Origin of the sequence: Clostridium sp. MB05 (genome assembly GCF_046581255.1) — a bacterium.
GTDB lineage: Bacteria > Bacillota > Clostridia > Clostridiales > Clostridiaceae > Clostridium.
Genome location: NZ_CP174370.1, coordinates 844395 through 869463 on the forward strand (window position 1 = coordinate 844395; position 25069 = coordinate 869463).

At 28.8% G+C, this 25069-nt stretch carries 21 protein-coding genes and 1 pseudogene; 20 read left to right on the forward strand and 2 right to left on the reverse strand.

The annotated features are described in order from the left end of the window. The first annotated feature begins 128 nt into the window (after positions 1-128). From ACH36K_RS04160 to ACH36K_RS04200, 9 genes are all read left to right on the forward strand, one after another. Positions 129-1481 carry a glucose-6-phosphate isomerase gene (locus ACH36K_RS04160; RefSeq protein ID WP_411169701.1) on the forward strand — a complete coding sequence of 451 codons (1353 nt, stop codon included), beginning with the start codon at positions 129-131 and terminating at the stop codon, positions 1479-1481. Next, positions 1481-1924: a YaiI/YqxD family protein gene (locus ACH36K_RS04165; RefSeq protein WP_411169702.1), complete on the forward strand. Its 444-nt coding sequence runs from the start codon at positions 1481-1483 to the stop codon at positions 1922-1924. The genes ACH36K_RS04160 and ACH36K_RS04165 overlap by 1 nt, the downstream gene beginning before the upstream one ends. Positions 1925-2051: 127 nt before the next feature. Beyond that, the gene (locus ACH36K_RS04170; RefSeq protein ID WP_411169703.1) at positions 2052-4103 is read left to right on the forward strand and encodes a triple tyrosine motif-containing protein; all 2052 of its coding nucleotides are present in this window, start codon (positions 2052-2054) and stop codon (positions 4101-4103) included. A gap of 57 nt (positions 4104-4160) precedes the next feature. Beyond that, complete coding sequence (locus tag ACH36K_RS04175; RefSeq protein ID WP_411169704.1) at positions 4161-4907, forward strand: lytic transglycosylase domain-containing protein; 747 nt, start codon at positions 4161-4163, stop codon at positions 4905-4907. 263 nt (positions 4908-5170) lie between these two features. Continuing rightward, complete coding sequence (locus ACH36K_RS04180) at positions 5171-5887, forward strand: pseudouridine synthase (RefSeq protein WP_411169705.1); 717 nt, start codon at positions 5171-5173, stop codon at positions 5885-5887. Between the two features lie 508 nt (positions 5888-6395). Next, on the forward strand, positions 6396-7217 hold the full coding sequence (locus tag ACH36K_RS04185) for a DUF5692 family protein (protein WP_411169706.1): 822 nt from the start codon (positions 6396-6398) through the stop codon (positions 7215-7217). 212 nt (positions 7218-7429) lie between these two features. Beyond that, positions 7430-9655 carry a DNA helicase PcrA gene (pcrA, locus tag ACH36K_RS04190; protein ID WP_411169707.1) on the forward strand — a complete coding sequence of 742 codons (2226 nt, stop codon included), beginning with the start codon at positions 7430-7432 and terminating at the stop codon, positions 9653-9655. Between the two features lie 199 nt (positions 9656-9854). After that, a complete protein-coding gene (ligA, locus tag ACH36K_RS04195; RefSeq protein WP_411169708.1) occupies positions 9855-11846 on the forward strand; it encodes an NAD-dependent DNA ligase LigA in 1992 nt (663 codons plus the stop codon). Positions 11847-11852: 6 nt separating this feature from the next. Then, on the forward strand, positions 11853-12137 hold the full coding sequence (locus ACH36K_RS04200) for a hypothetical protein (RefSeq protein WP_411169709.1): 285 nt from the start codon (positions 11853-11855) through the stop codon (positions 12135-12137). Between the two features lie 68 nt (positions 12138-12205). Here the strand turns inward: ACH36K_RS04200 and ACH36K_RS04205 are convergent, their stop codons facing one another. After that, positions 12206-13294, reverse strand: coding sequence for a PRK06851 family protein (locus ACH36K_RS04205; protein ID WP_411169710.1), 1089 nt, complete (start codon positions 13292-13294; stop codon positions 12206-12208). Positions 13295-13732: 438 nt separating this feature from the next. Here ACH36K_RS04205 and ACH36K_RS04210 point away from each other — a divergent pair, with 438 nt between their 5' ends. The 11 genes and pseudogenes from ACH36K_RS04210 to ACH36K_RS04260 all read left to right on the forward strand — a co-directional run bounded on the left by ACH36K_RS04210 (position 13733) and on the right by ACH36K_RS04260 (position 23801). After that, the gene (locus ACH36K_RS04210; RefSeq protein WP_411169711.1) at positions 13733-14554 is read left to right on the forward strand and encodes an ABC transporter substrate-binding protein; all 822 of its coding nucleotides are present in this window, start codon (positions 13733-13735) and stop codon (positions 14552-14554) included. Between the two features lie 167 nt (positions 14555-14721). Continuing rightward, positions 14722-15369 (forward strand): amino acid ABC transporter permease, encoded by a 648-nt coding sequence (locus ACH36K_RS04215; protein WP_411170652.1) that lies wholly within the window; start codon positions 14722-14724, stop codon positions 15367-15369. Then, positions 15356-16078 (forward strand): amino acid ABC transporter ATP-binding protein, encoded by a 723-nt coding sequence (locus ACH36K_RS04220; RefSeq protein ID WP_411169712.1) that lies wholly within the window; start codon positions 15356-15358, stop codon positions 16076-16078. Before ACH36K_RS04215 ends, ACH36K_RS04220 begins: the two co-directional genes overlap by 14 nt. Positions 16079-16234: 156 nt before the next feature. After that, positions 16235-16339 (forward strand): annotated as a pseudogene (locus ACH36K_RS04225) (PTS N-acetylgalactosamine transporter subunit IID); the annotation flags it as partial. A 79-nt stretch (positions 16340-16418) separates the two neighbouring features. Then, positions 16419-18926: a tetratricopeptide repeat protein gene (locus ACH36K_RS04230; RefSeq protein WP_411169713.1), complete on the forward strand. Its 2508-nt coding sequence runs from the start codon at positions 16419-16421 to the stop codon at positions 18924-18926. A gap of 174 nt (positions 18927-19100) precedes the next feature. Continuing rightward, entirely contained in the window at positions 19101-19418 is a 318-nt protein-coding gene (locus tag ACH36K_RS04235; RefSeq protein WP_322388348.1) for a PTS lactose/cellobiose transporter subunit IIA, read from the forward strand. Between the two features lie 47 nt (positions 19419-19465). Next, positions 19466-19798, forward strand: coding sequence for a hypothetical protein (locus ACH36K_RS04240; RefSeq protein WP_411169714.1), 333 nt, complete (start codon positions 19466-19468; stop codon positions 19796-19798). Positions 19799-19952: 154 nt separating this feature from the next. Next, positions 19953-20261, forward strand: coding sequence for a PTS sugar transporter subunit IIB (locus ACH36K_RS04245; RefSeq protein WP_322412841.1), 309 nt, complete (start codon positions 19953-19955; stop codon positions 20259-20261). A gap of 67 nt (positions 20262-20328) precedes the next feature. Beyond that, positions 20329-21663, forward strand: a complete 1335-nt coding sequence (locus tag ACH36K_RS04250) for a PTS sugar transporter subunit IIC (protein WP_411169715.1) — start codon at positions 20329-20331, stop codon at positions 21661-21663. 72 nt (positions 21664-21735) lie between these two features. Further along, complete coding sequence (locus ACH36K_RS04255) at positions 21736-22830, forward strand: DUF871 domain-containing protein (RefSeq protein WP_411169716.1); 1095 nt, start codon at positions 21736-21738, stop codon at positions 22828-22830. Between the two features lie 14 nt (positions 22831-22844). Beyond that, the gene (locus ACH36K_RS04260) at positions 22845-23801 is read left to right on the forward strand and encodes an N-acetylglucosamine kinase (protein ID WP_411169717.1); all 957 of its coding nucleotides are present in this window, start codon (positions 22845-22847) and stop codon (positions 23799-23801) included. A gap of 83 nt (positions 23802-23884) precedes the next feature. Here ACH36K_RS04260 and ACH36K_RS04265 read toward each other — a convergent pair whose 3' ends face one another. Continuing rightward, positions 23885-25063 carry a cation diffusion facilitator family transporter gene (locus tag ACH36K_RS04265; protein WP_411169718.1) on the reverse strand — a complete coding sequence of 393 codons (1179 nt, stop codon included), beginning with the start codon at positions 25061-25063 and terminating at the stop codon, positions 23885-23887. Between the last annotated feature and the right edge of the window lie 6 nt (positions 25064-25069).

Genomic DNA, 25069 nt, shown 5'->3' on the forward strand with positions numbered 1-25069 from the left:
TGAATTTTTATATAAAATAACAAAATAAAATGGCGTTATAAAAAATTTAAGTCATATAATTTAAAATATGTTATAATAGATGTTGATTAAATCAGCAAAAATTCCCAGAAAGATTCGGAGGTATGATTATGAATAAAGGTTTAAGATTAGACTTATCTAAGGTAGAACCATATGCGAAACTACATGAATTAGACTACATGGAAGCAATGGTAAAAGGAGCTCATGAAACTCTTCATAATAAAAGTGGCGCAGGTAATGACTTTTTAGGGTGGTTAGATTTACCTGTTAACTATGATAAAGAAGAATTTTCAAGAATAAAGAATGCAGCTGAAAAAATTAAAAAGAATTCAGAAGCATTAATAGTTATAGGAATTGGTGGTTCATACCTAGGACCTAGAGCTGCTATAGAAATGCTAAATAGTAATTTTTATAATGTGTTAGGCAATGATAAGAGAAACACTCCAAAGGTGTTCTTTGTTGGAAACAACATAAGTTCAACATATTTAGCTGATCTTTTAGATGCAATTGAAGGAATTGATATAAGTGTAAATGTTATTTCAAAGTCAGGAACTACAACAGAACCTGCAATAGCATTTAGAGTATTTAAAGATTACATGGAAAATAAATATGGTGTAGATGGAGCTAAAGAAAGAATTTTTGCAACTACTGATAAGAGTAGAGGAGCATTAAAATCACTAGCTGATGAAATGGGATATGAAACGTTTGTAATTCCAGATGACGTTGGAGGAAGATTCTCTGTTTTAACTGCAGTTGGTTTATTACCAATAGCTGTTGCTGGAATTAGTATAGATGAAATGATGCAAGGAGCTGCAGATGCAAGAGAAGCATATTCAACTCCAGATTTTAAGAATAATGATTGCTACAAGTATGCTGCAATGAGAAATGCGTTATATAATAAAGGAAAAGAAATAGAAATATTAGTTAACTACGAACCAGGTCTACACTATTTCAATGAATGGTGGAAGCAATTATTTGGGGAGTCAGAAGGAAAAGATCAAAAGGGAATATTCACAGCGGCAGTTGATTTTTCAACAGACTTACACTCAATGGGACAATACATTCAAGAAGGAAGAAGAAGCTTATTTGAAACAGTTCTTAATGTAGAAAAAGCAAAGAGAGAAGTTGTTATAGAAGAAGCTAAGGGTGATTTAGATGGATTAAACTTCTTAGCTGGAAAAACTATGGATTTCGTTAATAAGCAAGCATTTAACGGAACTTTATTAGCTCATAATGATGGTGGAGTTCCAAATATGGTATTAAATATTCCGGAGCTTAGCCCATACTACTTTGGATATATGGTTTATTTCTTTGAAAAAGCTTGTGCAATAAGTGGATATATTTTAGGAGTTAATCCATTTGATCAACCAGGTGTTGAAGCTTACAAGAAAAATATGTTTGCTTTACTTGGAAAGCCTGGATATGAAGAATTAAAAGCTAAACTAGAAGCTAAATTAAAATAATGAGAATTATAGTAGATGGAGATGCCTGTCCAGGCATCTCTATTATTAAAAGTATAGCCAAAAAGTATAAATTAGAGCTAATAGTTTTTTGCGATATTCATCATTTTATAAGTTTAGATTATGGTGAAGTTAAAGTTGTGGATAGCGGATTTCAAAGTGTGGATATGTATGTAGTAAATACTTGTAAGTCAAATGATGTAGTAATTAGTCAAGATTACGGAGTTGCAGCAATTTGTTTAGGAAAAAAAGCTCATATATTGAATCCAAAAGGATATTTGTACACAGAAGAAAATATAGATAGAATGCTAGAGGAAAGACATATTTCTCAAAAAATCAGAAGAGCTGGTGGAAGAACATCTAATCCTAAAAAAAGAACTGCAGAAGATGATTTACGCTTAGAAAAAAACTTAATAAGGACGATAGAATGTAATTTTAAAGAATAAACTGTAGAAATATCAAATATAGTTTATTCTTATTTTTTTATTTTGGTGACAAATTTCGTTTTATATTTCATTATGTAAACTGTATAATAATATTAGGTAGAATTGAGAAAAAATAGGGTGTGAGGGTATGAGCGAATTATTAATAACTTTTGATAAAGAAAGTCCATCATTAATAGATGAGAAAATAAATATAAAAGCAATTTCATATGGTAATGATTGTATGGAATATAAGTTCTTAGAAGGGATTCCAGTGGAGAGGCATTTGACTTGGAAACCAATTCAAGATTATTCACCTAAGAATGAGTGTCTGTGGAGGCCTAATAAATCTGGAGAATATATGATAATGGTTCAATATAAACATAAAGATTCAAATAAGCAAGGCAATGCCAAAGCAAATTATGAAATTAAAGGGATAGAAGAAAGTGATGCATTAGAACTAAATCATAGAAGTAGTAAGTTAATCAAGGATGTAATAATAGATAAGACTTCTTTAATTATAGGGGAAAAACTAAATATAGAAGTACTAGCAGCAGAAGATGAAGAAATTTTATTATATAGATTTTGGATAAAAGGAACACAAGGATGGGAGCCTCTTAAAGATTACAGTACAGAAAATAAGTTAACATATACTACTACAAAAGCTGTAGATGGTGAATTGCTTATTGAGTGTAAAAGACCATCATCCCAAGAAAATGTTGAAGATTTTATAACTGTAATATTTAAAGTAAAAGAACAACCACTTATAGAGATAAATTCATTTAAGTGTTTATCAGAAAATCTTTTAGTAAATGAAGAGTTAATATTTAAAGTTGGTGTAAATTACGATAATAGTAGAACTATACTATATAAATTTTTAAGAGTAGATACTAATGGAAGAATAACATGTATTCAAGACTATTCAACTAAAAATATAGTATCACTTTATGAAAAGAAAAAGGGAGATTATAAGCTTTTATGTTATGTAAGAGATATATTTTCCAACAAGCAATATGATGATAGAGCATGCATGATTTATTCTATTAATCCTTATAATGAAATAAAAATAAGGAATTTTTCATCAGATTTAAATTCGCCTCAAGTTTCTGGAACTAATATAAACTTTAAATCATTTGTTATAGGTGGAAAAGAAATTTTGTATAGATATATAGTTGAAGGTCCAGTTGCAGAAGATACAGGTTATATAAGATCAAGAAACTTTAATTGGGAAACAAAAATTGAAGGTGAATATAAAATAATCCTTAAAACAAAGGATATTTCTTTTGATGGAGATTATGAGGATATAAGGGAACTAGACTTTAAAATAGATAAAAAAGGTGAAAAGCCAGTAAAGATAATAGATGTTTTAGCAAGCAAAACAAGAGGTTGTATAAAAAATGAGCCTATAAACATAAAGGTTAAAGCAGAGGGTGGAACAGAACTTAAATATTCATTTATAGTCTATAAAGACAAAAAGGAAAAGGAAAGAAGTAGTTATGGAATTACTAATTGGATAAACTTTACTCCAGAAGAAAGTGGGGAGTATGAGGTTGAGGTAAGAGTTTTAGATAAGTACTCATCTAAAGAATATGATTCCCATAGCTTTATATATTTTAAAGTTAAAGATTATCAAGAAGCAGAAATAGATTATGTATTATTATCTCAAAATGAAATTTATTTAGTAGGAGATATAATAGATTTAGAAACTATAGTACAAAATACTAAAAACGTTTTACTAAGATATATAACAAAAATAAATGGACGTGAAATAGAAGATACAGGTTATATAGAAAGCAAAAGAATTAGGTTTAAGCCTAAGTGTTCAGGAAAATATACTTTTGAGATTTATGGGAAAAATGTATTATGTACTGAGGACTATGATGCGAAAAAGGAAGTATCTCTTTATGTAAATGAAGCTACACCAGTTACGAATACAAAAATTAGAGTTAAAAATGAAAATCTTCAGGTGAATAGTGAAATAACTTTCGAAGCAAGTAGTGAAGGTGGAAAAGAAGTTTGCTATGAATTTTATATCATGGAAAAAAGAAATTGGATAAGAGTACAAGCTTATAGTAGAAAGAACTACTATACATTTGTACCATTTTCGCCCGGTAACTATAGAGTATTAGTTTTAAGTAAAAGCTATTACAAAAAGGTTAATTATGAAGATTATACAAGTATAGAATTTGAAGTTGAGCCTTAAGTATATTAAAAATTGTACGATATTAATAGCAAAAGTGTAATTTCGGAGGGAACAAAAGTGAATATTCCTAAAGTAGAAGAATTTATGGGAAACATGATTAGTAAAGAAGTTTTAAAAAAAGCTATGGGTGATGGCCCGGAATTTGAGATAGTATATGAAGCTTTATTAAAGAATAATGAAGCTAAGGCTTCAGCTAGTGATAATGAAGAAAATACAAGAAGTTATACACCTACAGGGGCAGGACAGAAGCTTGAAGAAATACCCCTTAGATTTAGGTCTGAGACAGTACAAAAAGAAGAAGAATTGTTAGAAGGAGTAGGAAATAATAATACAAGTTCTAACATAAGCTTTAATGAGTTAAGTAAAGATATAAGTAAAGAATCAGGAAATGATGTGGAAAAAATATATGAAGCTGTTGATAAATATTGCAGTAAATATGGAGTGGATAGAGCTTTAGTTCTTTCAATAATAAAGCAAGAATCAAACTTTAATCCTAATGCAGTTTCATATGCAGGAGCAAAAGGACTTATGCAATTAATGGACTTTAACTCAGAAGCTTATGGAGTAACAAACCCATTTGATATAAATCAAAATGTAGAAGCTGGAGTAAGACACATTAAAGAATACTTAGATATGTTCGGTGGAAATTTAGAGATGGCTCTTATGGCATATAATGGTGGGCCAGGAACAATGGAAAGAAGAGGAGTAAAGTCACCTAGTGATTTATATAAGATGCCACAAGAAACTCAAAACTATGTTCCGAAAATATTAGATAATTATAGACATTATAGTAGTAATGAATAAAAGAAGTAAGATATGACTAATAAACAATACTTAGTTATGGATTTATTAAATTAAATTAATTTTAAGTAATAAGGACCTAACAAAACGTTAGGTCCTTATTAAATAATTAAGATTACTTAAAGTATAAAGGAAGAAAGTAGATAAATTCTTATAAGTTTATCTACTTTTTTTAATTTTGACTATTTCCACTTGTTTATCTCCTATTAAAGTAATAAAATAAATCGTAAAGGCTCAACATATTAATTGAGAAGGAAGGTGCTTAAATGGAAAGATTAGATAAAGTTTTAGCTAATTTAGGATATGGAACAAGAAAAGAACTTAAGCAAGCGATAAGAAAAGGTCTTATAGAGGTAAATGGGGAATTAGTTAAAGATAATGGAATGCAAGTAGATCCAGAGAAAGATAAGATTTGTGTTAATGGAGAAGAAATATTTTATAGAAAATACATATATTTAATGATGAATAAGCCAGATGGAGTAGTCTCTGCAACTCATGATAATAGAGATGAAACAGTTATTGATTTATTAGAAATAGAACATCAAGTATTTAATCCTTTTCCAGTTGGAAGATTAGATAAAGATACTGTAGGATTGCTACTATTAACTAATGATGGTGATCTGAATCATAGATTAATATCTCCAAAATGGAAAGTTGACAAGATTTATTATGCTAAGATAAATAAAAAAGTTACTGATGAAGATATAAAGAAATTTAAAAGTGGTATAACTTTAGATGATGGATACACTTGTAAAGAAGCTAAGCTTGAAATTATAGAAGCATCTGAAGAAGGTTCAGAGGTTATGATTACTATTCAAGAAGGAAAGTATCATCAAGTAAAGAGAATGTTTGAAGCTGTCGATAAAAGTGTTACCTATCTACAAAGGGTTGAATTTGGAACTTTAAAGCTGGATGATGATCTGGAAGAAGGCGAATATAGAGAGTTAACAGAAGAAGAAGTCTCTATTTTAAAGAGTTTTTAGCGAATATTTAATTAAAATGAAGCTTAAACATTCATAAATGAATCGGGTTTACAGTAATATTTTCAAAATATCTTGCATTTTAGAAAAAGATACACTATAATAATTCTGCAAGGATAAATAAAAGGAATAAATAGCCCCCTTTTTATTTATTGCTTATTGCTAAAGCGCAACCTGGCCCCAAGGGTTGCGTTTTTTGTTTGGAAAAAAACAGATGAAATCGCTTACTGATGTGGAGGATTTACTATTTTAATAATAGAAAACGATTAAAATTTAAGTGTTAAATCATAATAAAATTTGAATGAAAATGTATAATAAGATGGAAAATGAGTTTATGAAACCAAAAAAATTGCAATATGTATATATTTTAAAAAAATATATGAAATATAAAATTCCTAGATCTATCATAATTGCAAGTTTGGAATCACATTTAAAATTTATTGACTAGCTAGTTAAACGTAGTATAATTAAATAGGAAAAATATACAATAATAAACTTATGGAGGATTATTATGAAAATTATACCATGGTGGCAATATTTAATTTCTATGACTGCATATATTGCTGTTTTATACTTATTAGTAGAATTAGCTAGAAAGTATCTTAAAACTACTACAGTTGTAGGTGTTCTAGCAATATTAGCTTTTCCTTTTTGGATTAAGACCTTCGGAAATGATTGGTTTAGATTAGGTAAAGTATTAATAGTTATTATTCCAACATGCTTTGTTAATATTTGTAGAATGAGTAATAAATATAAAGACAAAGGTTTAAGTTTTTTAAAAAAGAATTGGGTATTATGGTTTTTTTATGTAGTACTTTTTCTAAACATATTAGAGGCTTCTATTAAAGACCTTACATTAGGAAATTATTTTAACTTTGGAGCAGGTATTCTATGTGCCATAACAATACCATTTCCACCAAAGCATTGGAGATTTGGATCTAAAGAAGGCTTTGCAGAACTTATTAGTGATCTTCCATTAATGTGGTGCTTATTCTATACTACTTGGAATGCTGGATTCGTTTATGCAGAAAATACAGGATTCTTTGCAAGCTCTATTTGTATATTAATAGTTCCAGAAATTTATTCTTTAATTAGAAAAAGGTCAGATTTATGGTTGCATGCAAGAATTTACACATTAGCAATTCATATGTTTATAAGAGGAACATTTGGAGATGTGTTTGCACCTATAATGGGTTCAGAAGCATGGAGAAATGAAAGTATAATTCCTATAATAGGTATATTAAACTTAGTATTTGGTGTAGTATATACTATATGGTGGTTTAATAAATTAAATCAAGAAAAAATAAAAAGTGTAAATGCTATAATTTCTTAGTTATTAGAAATTATATATAGATTTTATTATGAAATTAAAGTGTTTATAAATTAAATAAATAGTAAAGTAGATATACTGTGATTTTTAAATGGTATATCTATTTTTTATGATTAGGATAATATATTTGATATAATCTATTTAGTGCTTTTAGGCAACAATATAAATGATATGTATGTTATAATATGTTGGTAATATGAAAGGAGTCTGTATAGATGGATTTAAAGTCATTACTTAACAAAGAACAATATGAAGGGGCTACTACTATAGATGGTCAAGTGCTAATATTAGCAGGAGCTGGTTCAGGAAAAACCAGAGTTTTGACACACAGAATGGCCCATATGATAGAAGATTTAGGAGTTTTACCATATAAGATACTAGCTATTACTTTTACTAATAAAGCAGCAAAGGAAATGAAGGATAGAGTCAAGGCTTTAATAGGAGAAAGAGCAGAGGATATGTGGATTTCTACATTCCACTCAACTTGTGTAAGAATACTTAGAAGAGAAATAGAAAAGCTTGGATATAAAAAGAGTTTTACAATATATGATACTTCAGATCAAAAGACACTTATAAAAGAGTGTATGAAAGCTTTAAATATAAATGATAAAGATATAACTGAACAAGAAATCATGAGTAAAATAGGTAAGGCTAAGGATAATATGCAAAGCCCTGCAAGTTTTATGAGAGAGAATGAAAGTAATTTTAGAGAAAAGAAAATAGCAGATGTTTATGAAATGTATCAAAAGAGATTAAAGGAAAATAACGCTTTAGATTTTGATGATTTAATATTTAAAACTGTAGAGTTATTTAAAAATGATAAAGAAACATTGGAGTTTTATCAAAGAAAATTCCAATATATTATGGTAGATGAGTATCAAGATACTAATAAGGTTCAATATGAGTTGATTAGACTTCTAGCAGATAAATATAAGAACATATGTGTTGTTGGAGATGATGATCAATGTATTTATCAGTGGAGAGGAGCAGATATAAGAAATATATTAGACTTTGAAAAAGATTATCCTGATGCTAAAGTAATTAAGCTTGAGCAAAATTATCGTTCAAAAGGTAATATATTAGATGCTGCTAATGTAGTTATAGTAAATAATGCAAATAGAAAAAGTAAGGTATTAAGAACAGAGCAAGAATCAGGAAACAAAATTAAGGTATATAGAGCCTATTCAGATAGTGATGAAGGTGATTTTGTTGCAACCCAAATAAATAAAATAAAAGAAGCTGAAGATAAGAAATATAAGGATTTTGCAATTCTCTATAGAACTAACGCTCAGTCACGTATATTTGAAGAAGGCCTAAGAAGAAAAGAAATCCCTTATAAAATTTTAGGTGGAACTAGATTCTATGATAGAAAAGAAATTAAGGATATGCTTTCATATTTAAAAGTTCTAGTTAATCCAACTGACAGTGTAAGCTTAAGAAGAATTATAAATGTTCCAAAGAGAGGGATTGGAGATGCTACAGTAAATAAAGTTGTAGATTTCGCTGATGATTATGAATTGCCATTATGGGATGCTTTAAGTACCGTAAGAAATATTCCTACATTAACTGCAAGAAATTGCGGAGGAATAGAAGTGTTTATGGAAATGATGGATAAATTAATGGAAATGAGCGAAGTAATGCCTGTATCTACTTTAATAGAAACTATATTGAAGGAAACAGGGTATATATTAGAGCTAGAAAAATCAAAGGAAATAGAAGATAAAAGTAGAATAGAAAACTTAAAAGAATTAGTTTCTGATGCTGTTGATTTTGAAAGAAGTAGTGAAGATAAGAGTTTGTCAGCATACTTAGAAAAAGTTTCCTTGGTTCAAGACACAGATAAGCTAGAAGCGGAAGATGACACTATAGTTTTAATGACTGTTCATAGTGCTAAGGGGCTAGAGTTTCCAGTAGTTTTCATGGTTGGAATGGAAAATGGAATATTCCCAGGTAATGCATCCTTTGAAAGTGAAGCAGAAATGGAAGAATCAAGAAGATTATGTTATGTTGGGATAACAAGAGCAAAAGAACAACTATTTATGACTTCAGCAGAGGTTAGAAGACAATTTGGTAGAACAGTTGCCTACCCTCAATCAGATTTTATAGCAGAAATAAAAGGCGATTTAAAGGAATATGTTTCAGGAAATAATTCAGCACAAACAGCTAGAGCTACAATGTTTCCAAGAGATAATAGATATAATAATCCACATAGCTTAAGAGGTAATTCAGTACAAATGACAAAACCTAAGTCACAAAATATAGAATCATCTCTTTCAGATGATGAGATAACTATAGGAAGAAAAGTAAAACATAGCAAGTTTGGAATTGGAACAGTAGTATCAATAGCTAATACAGGAAATGATAAAAAGCTTACAATAGCTTTTGATAATCAAGGAATAAAGATATTAATGTTATCATTAGCAAACCTAGAACTAATGTAATAAATTGTGAATATAAAGGCTACGATAAATAGATATGTTCCATAAGCTAAATAGCTGTGCGAAGAAGTACTAGGCTTATTTCACATATTCTATTTATCTTCGCCAACTTATATTTCTTCACTTAAAATTATTAAATGATGAATTAGCCTCATTAATTATATGTATTAAATTGGAAATTTTATAAAAAGGGGTGTTCTATTTGGATAAAAAGCAAAGAATAGAGGAATTAGTAGAAGAATTAAATAGATATGCTTATGAGTATTATTCCTTAGACAATTCATCAATATCTGATAAAGATTATGACAAAAAGTATGATGAACTTAGAAAACTAGAGGAAGAAACAAACTATATTCTTTCATATTCACCTACTTTAAGAGTTGGAGATAGAATATTAGAAGGATTTAATAAATACACTCATAAATCAAGGCTTTGGAGCTTAGATAAGGCTCAAAGTTTAGAAGAATTAAAAGATTGGCATAATAGAAATCTTAAATTTATAAAAGAAATGAATTCTAGAGGTGAAAATTTACCAGAACCAAGATATGTATTAACAAAGAAATTTGATGGATTAACAGTTAACTTAACTTATGATGAAAATGGAATATTAGTATCTGCTGCTACAAGAGGTAATGGAGAAGTTGGAGAAGAGGTTTCAGCTCAAGTTAAAACTATAAAATCAGTACCATTAAAAATATCCTCAGAGGATTTGTTTGAAGTTCATGGTGAAGCTATAATGACTACAGAGGCCTTTGAAAATTACAATAAAAATGCTGATGTTCCTCTTAAGAATTTAAGAAATGGTGCTGCAGGAGCTTTAAGAAACCTTAATTTAAAAGAAACCGCTAAGAGAAATCTTTCAGCTTTTTTCTATGATGTAGGTTATAAAGAAGGGGAACCCTTTAAGACTTATGAAGAAATGTTAAATTTCATAAAGGGAAAAGGCTTACCTATGGATAGCTATGTTAAATACTGTACTACAGTTGAAGAAATAGAAAAGGAAATTAACTATATAAATGATAGTAGATTTGACTTAAATTATGATATTGATGGTGTTGTTATTGCAATAGATGATATAAGAACAAGAGAGCTTATCGGATATACAGTGAAATTTCCTAAGTGGGCAATAGCTTATAAATTTGAAGCACAAGAAGCCACAACAAAGCTTTTAGATGTAGAATGGAATGTTGGTAGAAGTGGCAGGGTTGGTCCTACAGCTATTTTAGAACCTATAGAACTTGCTGGAGTAACTGTAAAAAGAGCAACTTTAAATAATATAGATGATATAAGAAGAAAAGGTGTAAGAATAGGAGCAGAAGTTTTTGTAAGAAGATCTAATGATGTTATTCCTGAAATAATGGGAGTAGTAGAAGAATCCTTAGAAAGTACAGAAGAAATAAATGTTCCTGAAATTTGCCCAGCTTGTGGAGCTCATTTAGTACAAAATGGAGTTCATTATTTCTGTGAAAACACTCTTTCATGCAAACCTCAAATGGTTAAAACGATAGTTCATTTTGCATCAAGAGATGCTATGAATATAGAAGGTTTCTCAGAAAAGACAGCTGAACAGTTATTTGAAAAGCTAGATATTAAATCAATTGCAGATTTATATAATCTTAAAAAAGAGGAGCTTGTACAGTTAGAAAAGTTTGGACCTAAAAAAGCACAAAATTTATTAGAGGCAGTTGAAAAAAGTAAAGATTGTGAATTATACAGATTTATATATTCATTAGGCATTCCTAATGTTGGAGTAAAAACTGCTAAGGATTTAGTTAATAAATTTAAATCTTTGGAAGGATTAAAAAATGCTAGCTTTGATGATTTAGTATCTGTTCAAGATGTAGGTGGAATAGTTGCTAAATGTGTTTTAGAATTTTTTAAGGAAGAAAAGACATTAAATACAATAAATGAGCTTTTAGAGATTGGCGTATCTACAAGTTTTGAAGAACAAGAAATAATAGCCAGTCCTTTTGAAGGTAAAACAGTTGTTGTAACAGGAACTTTAAAAAATTACTCTAGAGGAGAAATAAAAGCAAAACTAGAACTATTAGGTGCTAAGGTTTCAGGAAGTGTAAGCAAAAAAACTGATTTTGTAATAGCTGGTGAAGAAGCAGGATCAAAGTTAGATAAAGCAATTGAATTTGGAGTAAAGGTTCTAAGTGAAGAGGACTTTGAGGGGATAATAAAGGAGTAATTAGAAATGAGTAAATTTAGATTTAAGGATTTTTTTACACTAATATGTACTTTAGCTTCAATAGCAACTAGTGTGATTATAGTTCTTACATTCTTAACAACATACCATTTCATTAATATGCATATGTTTAATTCATACTTACCATTACAAATAGGTATATGCGTAACTATGATGCTATGGGCAATAAGATTTTTTCTTTATAGGATAGGTAGAGAAAAGTATATGTATTCATTAATATGTATAATAATATCAATTATAAGTTTATTTTTTATAGTAAATTTAGTGAAATAGTATATATTAGTAAAGGAGTAGGGTTTTTACAGTTCTACTCCTTTTACTATATAGTTAATTTATAAATTTTATAGAGGTATATACTTTTCAAATTTTTTAATTACATTAGCATAAATATTATCTAGCATATTAAAATCTAAAGCATTTATATAATAAGCTTCTAATTCATCATGAATTCTATGAGCCTCAGAGATGTAAGATAAAGCTTTGTTTGTAAGCTCATAGAAAATTTGCTTATCATAATCTACATCACTTTTATTACTTGAAAGTATAGATGCATTACAGAAATCTTCAATATTATAAGTCTTACCATTAAAAGAAGCTTGGCTAATTTCATTTTCAGTTAATACACAAGTAGATATTTCAGGTATTAAAATGTGTTCAATTCTTTCGGGTATAAAAGGATCATGCATATATTCCACGAAGTAGCCTTTCTTTTGAGCAAGCTTACCTATTTCTAATAAAATAGTGCTTTTGCTAAATCCAGGACCGCCTTTTAATATGAATTTGCGCTTAAGTTCAGAAGTGAGATCTTTAGCAAAGGTGATTATTCCATTAGGTGTAAATGCCGTTGCAAATAAATGTCTCTCATCACCAAAACCAGACTTTTGCTTAGTAAATATTTCTTCTTTTAAACTCTCAGAAATTGTTACTATTTTACTATAATCTAAAGCCTCAGAATTTAATCTACTCCAATCATCATGGATATACTTAGCTGAAGCTAAGAATGTATAAGCCCTTTTAAAGTTATTGCTAATAATCTTACAAACATCGATAATTTCTCTCTTGTTTAAAGAAAGAGCATCAATGTTAAGGGCATCCCCCATATTAAGAATTTCATCTACAGCACCTGGGTGAATAGGATCAACCATATGAGGTGATGTACCATCTAGAATTGCAAGGCCAAGTTCTTTTATAACAACTCCATCTAGGGAATTGTTATCAGAAGAGCAGTGGTGATATTCGATTGAATAACCCATATTCTTAAAATGAGCTCCAACCTTTTTCATCAAAAAAGATTTCCCTGTTCCAGGCCCACCTTTTATGCATATAATTCTATTTGCATCTTCTTGTGTCAATATATACTTATAAAAAGAGTAAAAGCCTTTATAAGTATTACCCCCTGGAAAAAGATGCCTTTCTTTTTGGTAAATCAACTATATCACTCCTAATTATTGCTTCTTTTATTTAAGTTCCAATAATAATGTATGCTTATATTAAAAAAGTGAAACAATAAATTTGAATTTATATATAGGTTCTAATAAAGTGCATTCATTTAGTTAAAGTAGATACAATTTTCTATAGCTTCAGTAATTAAGTGTTACAAACTTATATATTATGTATAATTTACAACTAACAACTTATAAAAATACATGAATTTTCAGGTTTTGAAAAATAATAAATATTATGAAATTTATTTTTATTAATAAGAAAAGTATAGAAGTAAGGAGGGTTTACTGAAATAACATGGTTCATGAAAAATATAAAAAAATTTTAAAAAAAGTATTGCATAAAAATAAAAATATGGTGTATAATTATGCTAGTTTATTTGAAAGACAATTTGCATATTTAATCATAAAGAGGGGGATTAAAAAATGAAAAAGGGAATAATAAAAAAAATATTAGCTGTAACTGTAGTTGGGGTTATGTCATTTGGTTTAATAAGCTGTGGGGGAAAAAATTCTAAATCTGCAAATAAGCTAGAAGAAGTTAAGGAAAAAGGAAAATTAGTTGTTGGACTAAGTGCGGATTACGCTCCATATGAGTTTCATATTATGAAAGATGGAAAAGATGAAATAGTAGGCTTTGATGTCGAGATAGCTAAAGAAATAGCTAAAGATATGGGAGTTGAATTAGAAATAAAAGATATGAAATTTGATTCTTTAGTAGCAGCTGTTCCAGCAGGGAAAATAGATATGGTTATATCAGGAATGAGTCCTACTGAAGAAAGAAAAAAAGCTGTAGACTTTTCAGATATATACTATGTTGCAGAACATGGAATGGTGGTAAGAGCTGAAGATAAAGATAAATATAAGACATTTGAAGATCTAAAAGGTAAAAAAGTTGGAGCTCAAATGGGATCAATTCAAGCCGATTTAGCTAAAGAAAAAATTTCAGATGCTCAAATGCAATTACTATCAAATGTTAATGATTTAATTCTTGAATTGAAATCAGGAAAAATAGATGCTTTAGTTGTTGAATTACCAGTAGCTGAAATGCTAGTTAAAAATAATCCAGAATTAGTTGTAGGACAAGAAAAATTAAAAGATACAGAAGGTGGATCAGCTATTGCTATTAAGAAAGATTCACCAGAATTTGCAGAACAATTAAATAGCACAATAAAAAGAATAAAAGAAGAAAAATTATTAGATAAATTTATAATAGATGCTAATGATTTAGCAGGGCAAGCAAACTAATTAATTATTGACAATTGATAATGTTTCAATTACGAATTATATTCTTATTAAGTTAAGCAATTTAATTTATGGAATTGTAAAAATAATTATCAATTGTCAATTTTAAATTTAAGTTAAGAGAAAGGGTGTAAAATTTGACTTTAGATTTTAGTTTCTTATCTGAATATATGCCATATTTTGTAAATGGTGTTAAATGGACTTTATTGATATCATTAATAAGCGTACTTATGGGTGTTATTTTAGGATCTTTATTATGTTTTATGAAAAGATCAAAATTTCAAATATGGAAAATCAATCCTTTAAACGCTATTGCAACTATATATATTGAAATAATTAGAGGAACTCCGATGCTTCTACAAATCATGATAGTTTATTATGGATTTGATGAACTTTTAGGTGTTAATATACCAGCTTTAACAGCCGGTATAATAGCAGTATCTATAAATTCAGCAGCTTATGTTTCAGAAATAATAAGAGCTGGTATTGAAGCTGTTGATAAGGGGCAGTTAGAAGCTGCAAGAAGCTTAGGAATGAGTCAATTTACGGCAATGAAGCTTATAATAATGCCACAAGCAGTTAGAAATATATTACCTGCAATAGGTAATGAATTTGTTACTGTAATTAAAGAGTCTTCAATGGCATCTGTAATAGGTGTTAGTGAACTTATGTATGGTGCACAAGTAGTTAGAGGAGTAACTTTTAGAGGATTTGAACCATTAATAGTTGCAGCAGTATTCTATTTTATTATGACATTTTCACTAGGAAGACTTATGAATTATATAGAAAGGAGAATGAAGGCCGGTGATTCACGTTAATAATTTACACAAATATTTTGGGAACAATGAAGTATTAAAGGGAATTAATGAAAATATACAAAAGGGTGAAGTTGTAGTTGTTATAGGACCTTCAGGATCAGGTAAAAGTACTTTTCTAAGATGCTTAAATTTATTAGAAGAACCAACTGATGGGGAAATAATTTTTGAAGGCAAAAGTATTACAGATAAAAAAACTGATATAAATAAGATAAGAGAAAAAATGGGAATGGTGTTTCAACAATTTAATTTATTCCCACACAAAACTGTCTTAGAAAACCTAACAATAGCACCTATTAAAGTTAAAAATATGTCCAAGAATGAAGCAGAAAAAAAGGCAAAGGATTTATTAACAAAAGTAGGACTATTAGAAAAAGCTGATGCTTATCCAGCTTCTTTATCTGGAGGACAAAAACAAAGAATAGCAATAGCAAGAGCTTTAGCTATGGAGCCAGATGTTATGTTGTTTGATGAACCTACATCAGCATTAGATCCAGAAATGGTCGGGGAAGTATTAAATGTTATGAAAAGTTTAGCAAAAGAAGGAATGACTATGGTTGTAGTAACTCATGAAATGGGTTTTGCTAAGGAAGTTGGAGATAGAATATTATTTATGGATGGAGGAAATATAGTAGAACAAGGAACTCCTGAAGAAGTATTTACGAATTCTAAAAATCCAAGAACTATAGATTTCTTATCTAAGGTGCTTTAATAAAAATTGGACATATGTAAGTTTGCTTATTTCGTCGCTTTGCTCCAAGTCAACGCAAACCTACATATGTCCACTTGAAAACTGAAGGAATGAAATTATAAAAATAAAACCAGTTTTGCTTTATAGTAAGACCGGTTTTATTTTTTAGGGTACACACTATTAATGTATTTCTTAATAAAAAACAAAAAAATAAGTCCAGTAGTGCTAATATTTATAACCTTTATAATGGCGATAGCACTTTCATTTTTAGGAATTTTATAGTTAATTAAATGTTCTATATAAATTTCAATTAAATAAAATAGTAATAAGAAATTAAATAGATAGAGTTTGTGGGGGAATGATGAAACTTAAATTTGACTTTAGTTTTTTATTACTTGAATTTAAAGATTTATATTATATTTTAAACAAAATAAACGAAGAAACAAATCTAGAAGATATATGCTTAAAACTAATTAAAACAATAAAGGAAATAATAATAACAATACATTTAAATAATAAGTTATTTTACAACAGTGAAAATTCATTAGTAGAAAATATTAAATATCTTTCAAGAAAAGACGTAATTCCATATGAACTTATGAAATACCTAGTAAATTATGTAGAAGATTTATATTATATTGGAGATATGCTAAATGATTATGAAATAAACGTTGATAAAAAGAAAGATTTATCAGAATTATTATATGATCAAAAGGCAATTTATGAGGCTTCTGTTTGGTTAGTTATAAATTGTGGTGAAGAAGACTATTCATTATTTTATGATAGGCTAGGTGAATATGAAAGAAAGATATTTGATAAATATTTAAATTATAATGAAGTTGAAGAGCATGTAGACGATTTTGATGAATTAAATTTATTAGATGAAGCTGAATATGAAGAAGGAAGTTGCGAAGAAGAAACTAGTTCAGCTGAAGAGTATTTGTTAGCTGGAGAACTATATTATTTAGGTAGAAATGTTAGAAAGAACTATTATAAAGCAAAAGAATATTTCGAAAAGGCAGCAGAAGAGGGAAGTGAATATGCAGAAAGTTATTTAGGACTATTTTTTGAAAAAGGATATGGTGGAGATAAGGATATAGACAAGGCACTATATTGGTATAAAAAAGCAGCTTTAAAAGGAAATCCATTTTCTCAATATTCTTTAGGATATATGTACTTTTCAGGGGAAGAGGTAGAGCAAAATTTAGAATGTTCATTTAAGTGGTATAAAGAGGCCGCAGAAAATGGGTTTGCACCAGCTCAGTATGCTCTTTCATATTTATATAAAAACGGAGAGGGTTGCGAAAAAAATATATTTAAAGCGTACTATTGGCTAGAGGAGTCAGCAGAAAATGATTTTGAGGACGCTTATTATGTTTTAGGACAATCATATTTAGAAGGAACTCATATAGAAACTGACTATAAGAAAGCTTTCTTTTATTTATCAAAGGGAACAGAAAAAAATGATCTAAATTGTTTAGACAGTCTAGGAGATATGTATTATTGGGGTTTATATGTAGATGAAGATAAAGAAAAGGCATTTTCACTATACTTTAAAAGCATAGAAGAAGGAAATATAGCACTGTATTATAAAGTAGGAAAATTATATGAAGAAGATAATAATTTTGAAATGGCATTATTGAATTATTTAAAAGGTCATAATAACGGGGATTTAAAATCTACTCAAAGGCTAGGTATAATCTACTATAATGGTGAAGGAGTAGAGATGGATAAGAAAAAAGCATTATACTATATGAAGTTAGCTACAGAAGGAGAAGATCCACATTCTTTATATGTTATAGGGGTTGCATATTTAAATGAGAATAGAGAAAAAGGTTTAGAGTACTTGAAGAAAGCTTATAGAAAGGGATCTCATTATGCAGCAGAAGCTCTTGCAAGTGAATATTTATTAGATTTATTAAATGAAAAAGATATAAATGAAGAAGAATTATTACAATATATAACTAAAGCTATGGATAATGAAGTTACAGAAGCAATATATTATTATGGATTGCTCCATGTTTATGGAGTGTGTGTAGAAAAGAACAATGAAGAAGCATTCAAATATTTCATAAAAGCTGCAGAAAAGGGATCTGAAAAGGCGATGATAAAGCTAGGAAACTGGTACAAGCATGGGGTATTTGTTAAAGCAAATTCAAAAGAAGCTATAATTTGGTATAGGAAAGCTGCTGAAAAGTATAATACAGAAGCGTTGTTAAATATAATAGAAATTCATGAAAAAGGAATAGGAATAGATAAAGATTATAAAAAAGCTTTAGAAGGAGCTTATTTATTAAGAGATATTAACATAGTTGAAGGAAACATAAAGTTAGCATATTATCATGCTAAGGGAATTGGTGTAGAAGTGTGTAATGAAACTGTAAACAAATATATAGAAGAATTGTTAGTATTAAATAAAGGTAAAGCTCTTAATTTATTAGGTGAATTAGCAGAAGAAGGTCTAATTAATAAAAATGAAGAAGAGGCAGTTGAATATTATTTAAAGTCAATTTCTACAGGATATATTAAAGCTTATTCTAATTTAGAGTATTATCTATATAAAAGAGGAAGAGATATAAGTGAATTTAAAAATTTAATAGATAATATATGCGGAAAAAATTATTTGTTAGAACAGGGTAAAAGTGTATTTATAAAAGGAAAAATTGAAATTATAGAGGGAAAAATAGATAATAATGAAGAAACTATAAATGAAGGATTAAGGAAGCTAAAAAAAAGTGTGCATTTAGGATTTTATGAGGGGGTAAGAGATATAATCTCATACTATGAGGAAGCTGAAAAAAACAGTAAAAACTTAATAGAGTTATACAAGTATAAAGAAAAATTAGTGTACTATGGTATTGATAATTAATTTGAATAAAAGAGTGTAGAATTTCTATACTCTTTTATTAATATACCTATTTTGTAAAATAAAATTTCAAAAAATAAAAAAAATATTGAAATAAAAAAATAATAGTGTATAATATAATTATACTAAGAAAAAGATTAAGTGTAAACGTAAAACTTATATTAGGAGGTAATATATATGGCACAAAATATGGAACTAATAATTTTCGAAATAATAAGTCAAGGTGGTACAGCTAAGGGATTAGCATATGAAGCTTTAATGGCAGCTGAAAATGGTGATTTTGAAAAGGCAGAAGAATTATTAAAAGAAGCTGATGTATGTTTAGGAGAGGCTCATAAAATTCAAACAGATATAATCCAAGCAGAAGCAAGAGGAGAAAAAACTGAAGTATCAGTATTATTTGTACATGCTCAAGATCATTTAATGACAGCTATTGAAGCTAAGACATTAATAGAACATATTATAAAGTTACATAAGAAGATAGCAGATAAGTAATTAATTTAAATATATGAAGTCTATAGTAAAAGGAGGTATTAAAGCTTATGAAAAGAAATTCTGTTACAAGTGAGTTGCGAGCTAAGAAAACAGATTATAATATACCAACCTTTGGATTTAAAAGTGCTTTAGTGATACTTTTAGGTGGAGTAGTTGGAACTATAATATTTCCAATGTTTTTAAGTATATTTGGTGTAAATACTAATTTTGGGGTGTTAATAGGAAATACATTTATAACAAGTTTTGTTATTGCATACTCAAGATATTTTATAGAAACAAAAAAAGGATATTGTAAGTCTTTTTGGTTAAGCTATGCTTTCTTTGCATTTTCATTGGGAATTATGTCTTATCTATGGCTGTATTTAAAGTTTTTCATATAAAAATGAAATTATATTTCATAAAATTTTAAAAAAAATGAAAGAAAACATTGAATATTTCTTGAAAACGATTTATAATATTAATTAAGAAAGATATTATAAAAAAATATTAATGATTGTTGAAATTATTAATAAAAAATTGGAGGTATTATTTATGATGAAAGTATTATTTGTATGTTCACAAGGTATGTCAAGTGCTATAGCAGTAAATGCACTTAAAAAAGAAGCTGAAAAAAATGGTGTAGATATGGAAGTAAAAGCTGTAAGTACACAAGAGTTTGAGGAAGAAGTTAAAGCTGGATATGATGTAGCAATGGTTGCTCCTCAAGTAAGACACCGTTTTGATTATTTAAAAGCATATGCAGATGAAGCAAAGGTTCCATGTGCTTTAATACAACCTCAAGCATATAGTCCACTAGGTGGTCCAAAACTACTTAAACAAGTTAAAGAACTTGCAGAAAGTTAATTTAAACTAAATGTAAGTTTGAAATAATAATTATTTTTTATTTTATTATCTAAGGGGGAATTAAATTATGAATCATTTTGCTGATTTCTTGGACAAGAAGTTATCTACTCCAATGGCAAAATTGGCAGAGCAACGTCATTTACGTGCTGTGCGTGATGGTATTATAGCTACATTACCATTAATTATTGTAGGATCATTTTTCTTAATACTTGCAAATCCACCATTACCACAAAGTTGGGGGATTTACAAAACTCTTAAAGCTAATGCGGCAACTATAGTGCTTCCGTTTAGAATGACAATGTATATAATGACAATATATGCATGTTGGGGTATAGGATATAGTTTAGCTAGATCATATAAACTTGATGGAGTTACTGGTGGTACATTATCAGCAGCAGCATTTTTCTTAACTCTTGTTCCTAAGAGTGCAGCTGCATTAACTCCAGAATTAATGGAAATAGTTAAAGGAAATGCAGATCTTTTAAAATGGTATCAAGGAGTACCACAAGGTTTCCAAATGCCTATGGCAAACATGGGTGGAGGCGGAATGTTCGTTGGTATTATAGTATCAATACTAGCAGTTGAAATATTTAGATTTACTAATAAGAGTGGATTTAAGATTACAATGCCTGAACAAGTTCCAGCATCTGTTGCAAGAAGTTTTGAAGCTTTAACACCAGCTGCAATTATAGTTTTATTAATAGGATCTATAACATATTACCTTCATTTCGATTGGCATGGATTTATTGGAAAAATAGTTGCTCCACTTGTATCTGCAAGTGATAGTTTACCAAGTGTTTGGATATTAGCAATTTTACAAGATTTCTTCTGGTCATTTGGTATTCACGGTGCATCAGTAGTTGGATCTATTGCAAGACCAATATGGTTAATTTTATTGGAACAAAACTCAGCTGCAGCAGCTGCTGGAGCTCCTTTAACAGCAATAGCAGCAGAACCTTTCTTCCAATGGTTCTTATATATTGGGGGTTCAGGATGTACTATAGGTTTAATTACAGTTTTATCAATATTTAGTAAATCTACTTATGGTAAGACAATAGGTAGAGCTGCTTTAGTACCAGGTATATTTAATATAAATGAACCAATAGTATTTGGTGCTCCAATAGTATTAAATCCAACATTAATTATACCATTTATAACTACACCTTTAGTAACAGGTACTTTAGCATGGTTTGCTACATCATGGGGATTAGTCAATAGAGTTCAATTGATTGCCCCTTGGACGTTACCAGGACCAATTGGAGCTTATCTAGCTACAGGAGGAGACTGGAGAGCTGCAGTATTAAATATAATTTGTATTTTAATATCAATAGCAATGTACTATCCATTTGCTATGATGTATGATAAGAAATTATTACAAGAAGAACAAGGTGAACAAGCTTAATAAAATTAATAATTTTTAGAGTGGTGAAGAAATTCACCACTTTATTTTAAACTAAAGTTAGAGGTGAATATTATGGGGAAATTAGGAATATCAATTTATCAAGAAAAAACTACAGAGGAAGAAATATATAAATATATAGATACAGCAAGTGAAAACGGATTTAGCAGAATATTTTCCTGTCTACTTTCAGTAAATGATACTAAAGAAAATATAGCTAATAAATTTAGAAAGACAAATGAATACGCAAAATCAAAGGGCTTTGAAATAATAGTTGATGTTAGTCCAAGAGTCTTTAATGAGTTAGGTATAAGTTATAAAGACCTAAGTTTCTTTAAGGAAATTGGAGCAGATGGCTTAAGACTAGATATGGGATTCACAGGTTCAGAAGAATCATTAATGACATTTAATGATGAAAATCTTAAAATTGAAATCAATATGAGTATTAATACTCATTATATAGATACAATAATGGATTTTATGCCTAATAAAGATAACTTAATTGCTTGTCATAATTTTTATCCTCATAGATATAGTGGATTAAATTTTGATCATTTTATGAAATGTACAGAAAAATTTAATAAGCATGGTTTAAGAACAGCAGCATTTATAACAAGTCAAAATGAAGGAACATTTGGTCCATGGCCTGTTGCAGATGGACTTCCAACTTTAGAATTACACCGTAATTTACCAATAGAAGTTCAAGCTAAGCACTTAATAGCATTAGGCAATATAAACGATATAATAATATCAAATTGTTATCCAACAGAAGAAGAAATGAAAAAGCTAGGTTCTATGAGAAAAGATATGGTTACTTTCGATATTTATCTTGAAGAATCAACTCCAGAAATAGAGAGAAAAATATTATTTGAAGAAAGACACTTTAATCGTGGAGATTTCTCAGATAATTTAATTAGATCTACTCAAAGTAGAGTTAAGTATAAGGGACATGACTTTAAATTATTTAATGCACCAGAAATAATTAAGAAAGGTGATATAGTAATAGAAAGTAGTGAATATGGACATTATGCTGGAGAACTACAAATTGCTTTATCAGATATGGTTAACAGTGGCAAATCAAATGTAGTAGGACATATTAAGGAAGAGGAAATATTTATTCTAGACTATATAAAACCATGGCAAAAATTCAACTTCAACTTAATTAAATAATTGGAGGACAATTTATGTATTTTTTAGGGATAGATGGAGGAGGGACTAAAACCTGTTTCACTTTAATAAATAAAGATGGAAATGTTATTAGTAGAGTTATAAAAGGAACCTCTCACCCAACTCAAATAGGCTTTGATAATTTGGAAATATTATTAAGAAATGGACTAAAAGAAATAATAGAGTCTAGTAATATTTCTAAAGAGCAAATTTCAAAAAGTTATTTAGGGCTAGCTGGATATGGGATAGTTAAAGAAATTGCAGATAAAATAAGTGAAGTTGTTTCTAAAGTATTTGCTGGAATGGATTATATTCTAAATAATGATGTAAGAGTTGCAATAGCAGGAGCTTTAGTTGGAGAAGATGGAATAAATGTTGTTTCAGGAACAGGATCCATAGTGTTGGCTTTAAAAGATGAGAAAGTGTTAAGATGCGGTGGATGGGGATATTCAATAGGGGATGAAGGATCTGCTTATTGGATAGGTAAAAAGTCACTAGCATTATTTAGCAAAGAAAGTGATGGAAGGTTAGATAAGGCTCCTTTATATGAAATATTTAAAACTAATTTAAGCTTAAATAGTGATTATGAAATAGTTTCTTATGTAAATGAAAAGATAAAAGGTGATAGAGGCGGGATAGCTAAGCTCGCTAAATTATGCTCAGATGCAGCCCAAAGCGGGGATGAAGGAGCAATAGCAATATTTAATGAAGCAGCAATAGAAATTGGAGAAATGATAAAAGCCTTATTAAAGAACTATGATAAAAAAGATGAGATAAAAGTTTCTTATACAGGTGGAGTATTTAATTGTGGGGATTTAATACTTAATCCATTGAGAAACATATTAAAGGGATACAATGTTAAACTAGTGGAACCACAATTATCACCAGACTTAGGAGCTTGCCTACTAGCATTTATAAAGTCAGGAAATGAAAAAACAGAAGAGTTTATAGAAAACATGAGGAAGAATAGTTAAAGGGTTAAAAAATGAAAGAGTTAAAGAATTATAAAAGAATTTATCAAATTCTTTAATTCTTTAACTCTTTAAAATTTATTGTATTACATAAAGTCATAATCAACTGTTATAACACAGTTATATTGTGGATGTTCTTTCTTTATAGAAGATTTAATGCTTGATAGCATTTTTTCTTGATCTTTTTTATTACCAGAATCAGCTGAAGATAAAACTATATCAAATATTAGGTTTTTAATCTCACCTTCACCAACTATTCTAAAATCATGCATTGATTTTATTTCTGGATATTTTCTAAGAACTTTTTCTACGAAGTCCCAAGTTTCTTTAATTTCATCTGTAATAACACAAATAGGATCCATGTGTATTACTAAATGTAAATTAAGATCTTTAGAAATTTCTCTTTCAGCTTTATCTATTACATTATGAATTTCCATTATATCTATATCTGAAGGGATTTCAGCATGTAAAGAAGCAATTATTCTACCGGGACCATAATTATGAACTATAAGATCGTGTACTCCTGAAATATTAGGATAAGATAATACTTTTTCACATATCTCATTTACAAGTTCAGGATCTGGAGCCTCTCCAAGCAATGGATTTAATGTTTCTTTTACTATTTGAAAACCTGCATATAAGATTGCTAATGCAACAAACACACCTATATATCCATCTATAGGAAGTGTTGTAAATTTAGCAATTAAAAATGATATTACAACTGTACTAGATGTGAAAACATCACCCATTGCATCTGCAGCAGAAGCTTTTAAAGCAGAAGAATTTATTTTATTACCTATAAATTTATTAAAAGATGATAACCATATTTTAAATCCAATTGATACTAAAAGTAGTATAAATGGAACTATTTCAAAGGTTATTGCTTGAGGGTTTAAAATTCTTTCTATTGAAGATTTTATAAACTGTAATCCAACAAGCATTACCATGAAGGCAACTAATAGTGCAGATAAATATTCTATTCTACCATGTCCAAAAGGATGTTCAGCATCAGCAGGTTTACTTGCCATTTTAAATCCAACTATGGTTATTATTGAAGAAGCTGCATCAGATAAATTGTTAAATGCATCAGCTGAAACAGCAATTGATCCAACCAACATACCTACTGAAAATTTAATTAAAAATAAAATAACGTTTATTATAACTCCTATAATTCCACCTAAGGTTCCATAAGCATTACGAACTTTTTGATTTTTTGTATCTTCATTATTTTTTATGAAAGATTTAACTAAAAAATTAGCAATCACCGTATC

Bases quoted from the DNA above. Each gene is read 5' to 3' on its own strand.
- ACH36K_RS04160 (WP_411169701.1), top strand. From the start codon at position 129: ATGAATAAAGGTTTAAGATTAGACTTATCTAAGGTAGAACCATATGCG.
- ACH36K_RS04165 (WP_411169702.1), top strand. From the start codon at position 1,481: ATGAGAATTATAGTAGATGGAGATGCCTGTCCAGGCATCTCTATTATT.
- ACH36K_RS04170 (WP_411169703.1), top strand. From the start codon at position 2,052: ATGAGCGAATTATTAATAACTTTTGATAAAGAAAGTCCATCATTAATA.
- ACH36K_RS04180 (WP_411169705.1), top strand. From the start codon at position 5,171: ATGGAAAGATTAGATAAAGTTTTAGCTAATTTAGGATATGGAACAAGA.
- ACH36K_RS04185 (WP_411169706.1), top strand. From the start codon at position 6,396: ATGAAAATTATACCATGGTGGCAATATTTAATTTCTATGACTGCATAT.
- pcrA (WP_411169707.1), top strand. From the start codon at position 7,430: ATGGATTTAAAGTCATTACTTAACAAAGAACAATATGAAGGGGCTACT.
- ACH36K_RS04200 (WP_411169709.1), top strand. From the start codon at position 11,853: ATGAGTAAATTTAGATTTAAGGATTTTTTTACACTAATATGTACTTTA.
- ACH36K_RS04210 (WP_411169711.1), top strand. From the start codon at position 13,733: ATGAAAAAGGGAATAATAAAAAAAATATTAGCTGTAACTGTAGTTGGG.
- ACH36K_RS04215 (WP_411170652.1), top strand. From the start codon at position 14,722: ATGCCATATTTTGTAAATGGTGTTAAATGGACTTTATTGATATCATTA.
- ACH36K_RS04230 (WP_411169713.1), top strand. From the start codon at position 16,419: ATGAAACTTAAATTTGACTTTAGTTTTTTATTACTTGAATTTAAAGAT.
- ACH36K_RS04235 (WP_322388348.1), top strand. From the start codon at position 19,101: ATGGCACAAAATATGGAACTAATAATTTTCGAAATAATAAGTCAAGGT.
- ACH36K_RS04240 (WP_411169714.1), top strand. From the start codon at position 19,466: ATGAAAAGAAATTCTGTTACAAGTGAGTTGCGAGCTAAGAAAACAGAT.
- ACH36K_RS04245 (WP_322412841.1), top strand. From the start codon at position 19,953: ATGAAAGTATTATTTGTATGTTCACAAGGTATGTCAAGTGCTATAGCA.
- ACH36K_RS04250 (WP_411169715.1), top strand. From the start codon at position 20,329: ATGAATCATTTTGCTGATTTCTTGGACAAGAAGTTATCTACTCCAATG.
- ACH36K_RS04255 (WP_411169716.1), top strand. From the start codon at position 21,736: ATGGGGAAATTAGGAATATCAATTTATCAAGAAAAAACTACAGAGGAA.
- ACH36K_RS04260 (WP_411169717.1), top strand. From the start codon at position 22,845: ATGTATTTTTTAGGGATAGATGGAGGAGGGACTAAAACCTGTTTCACT.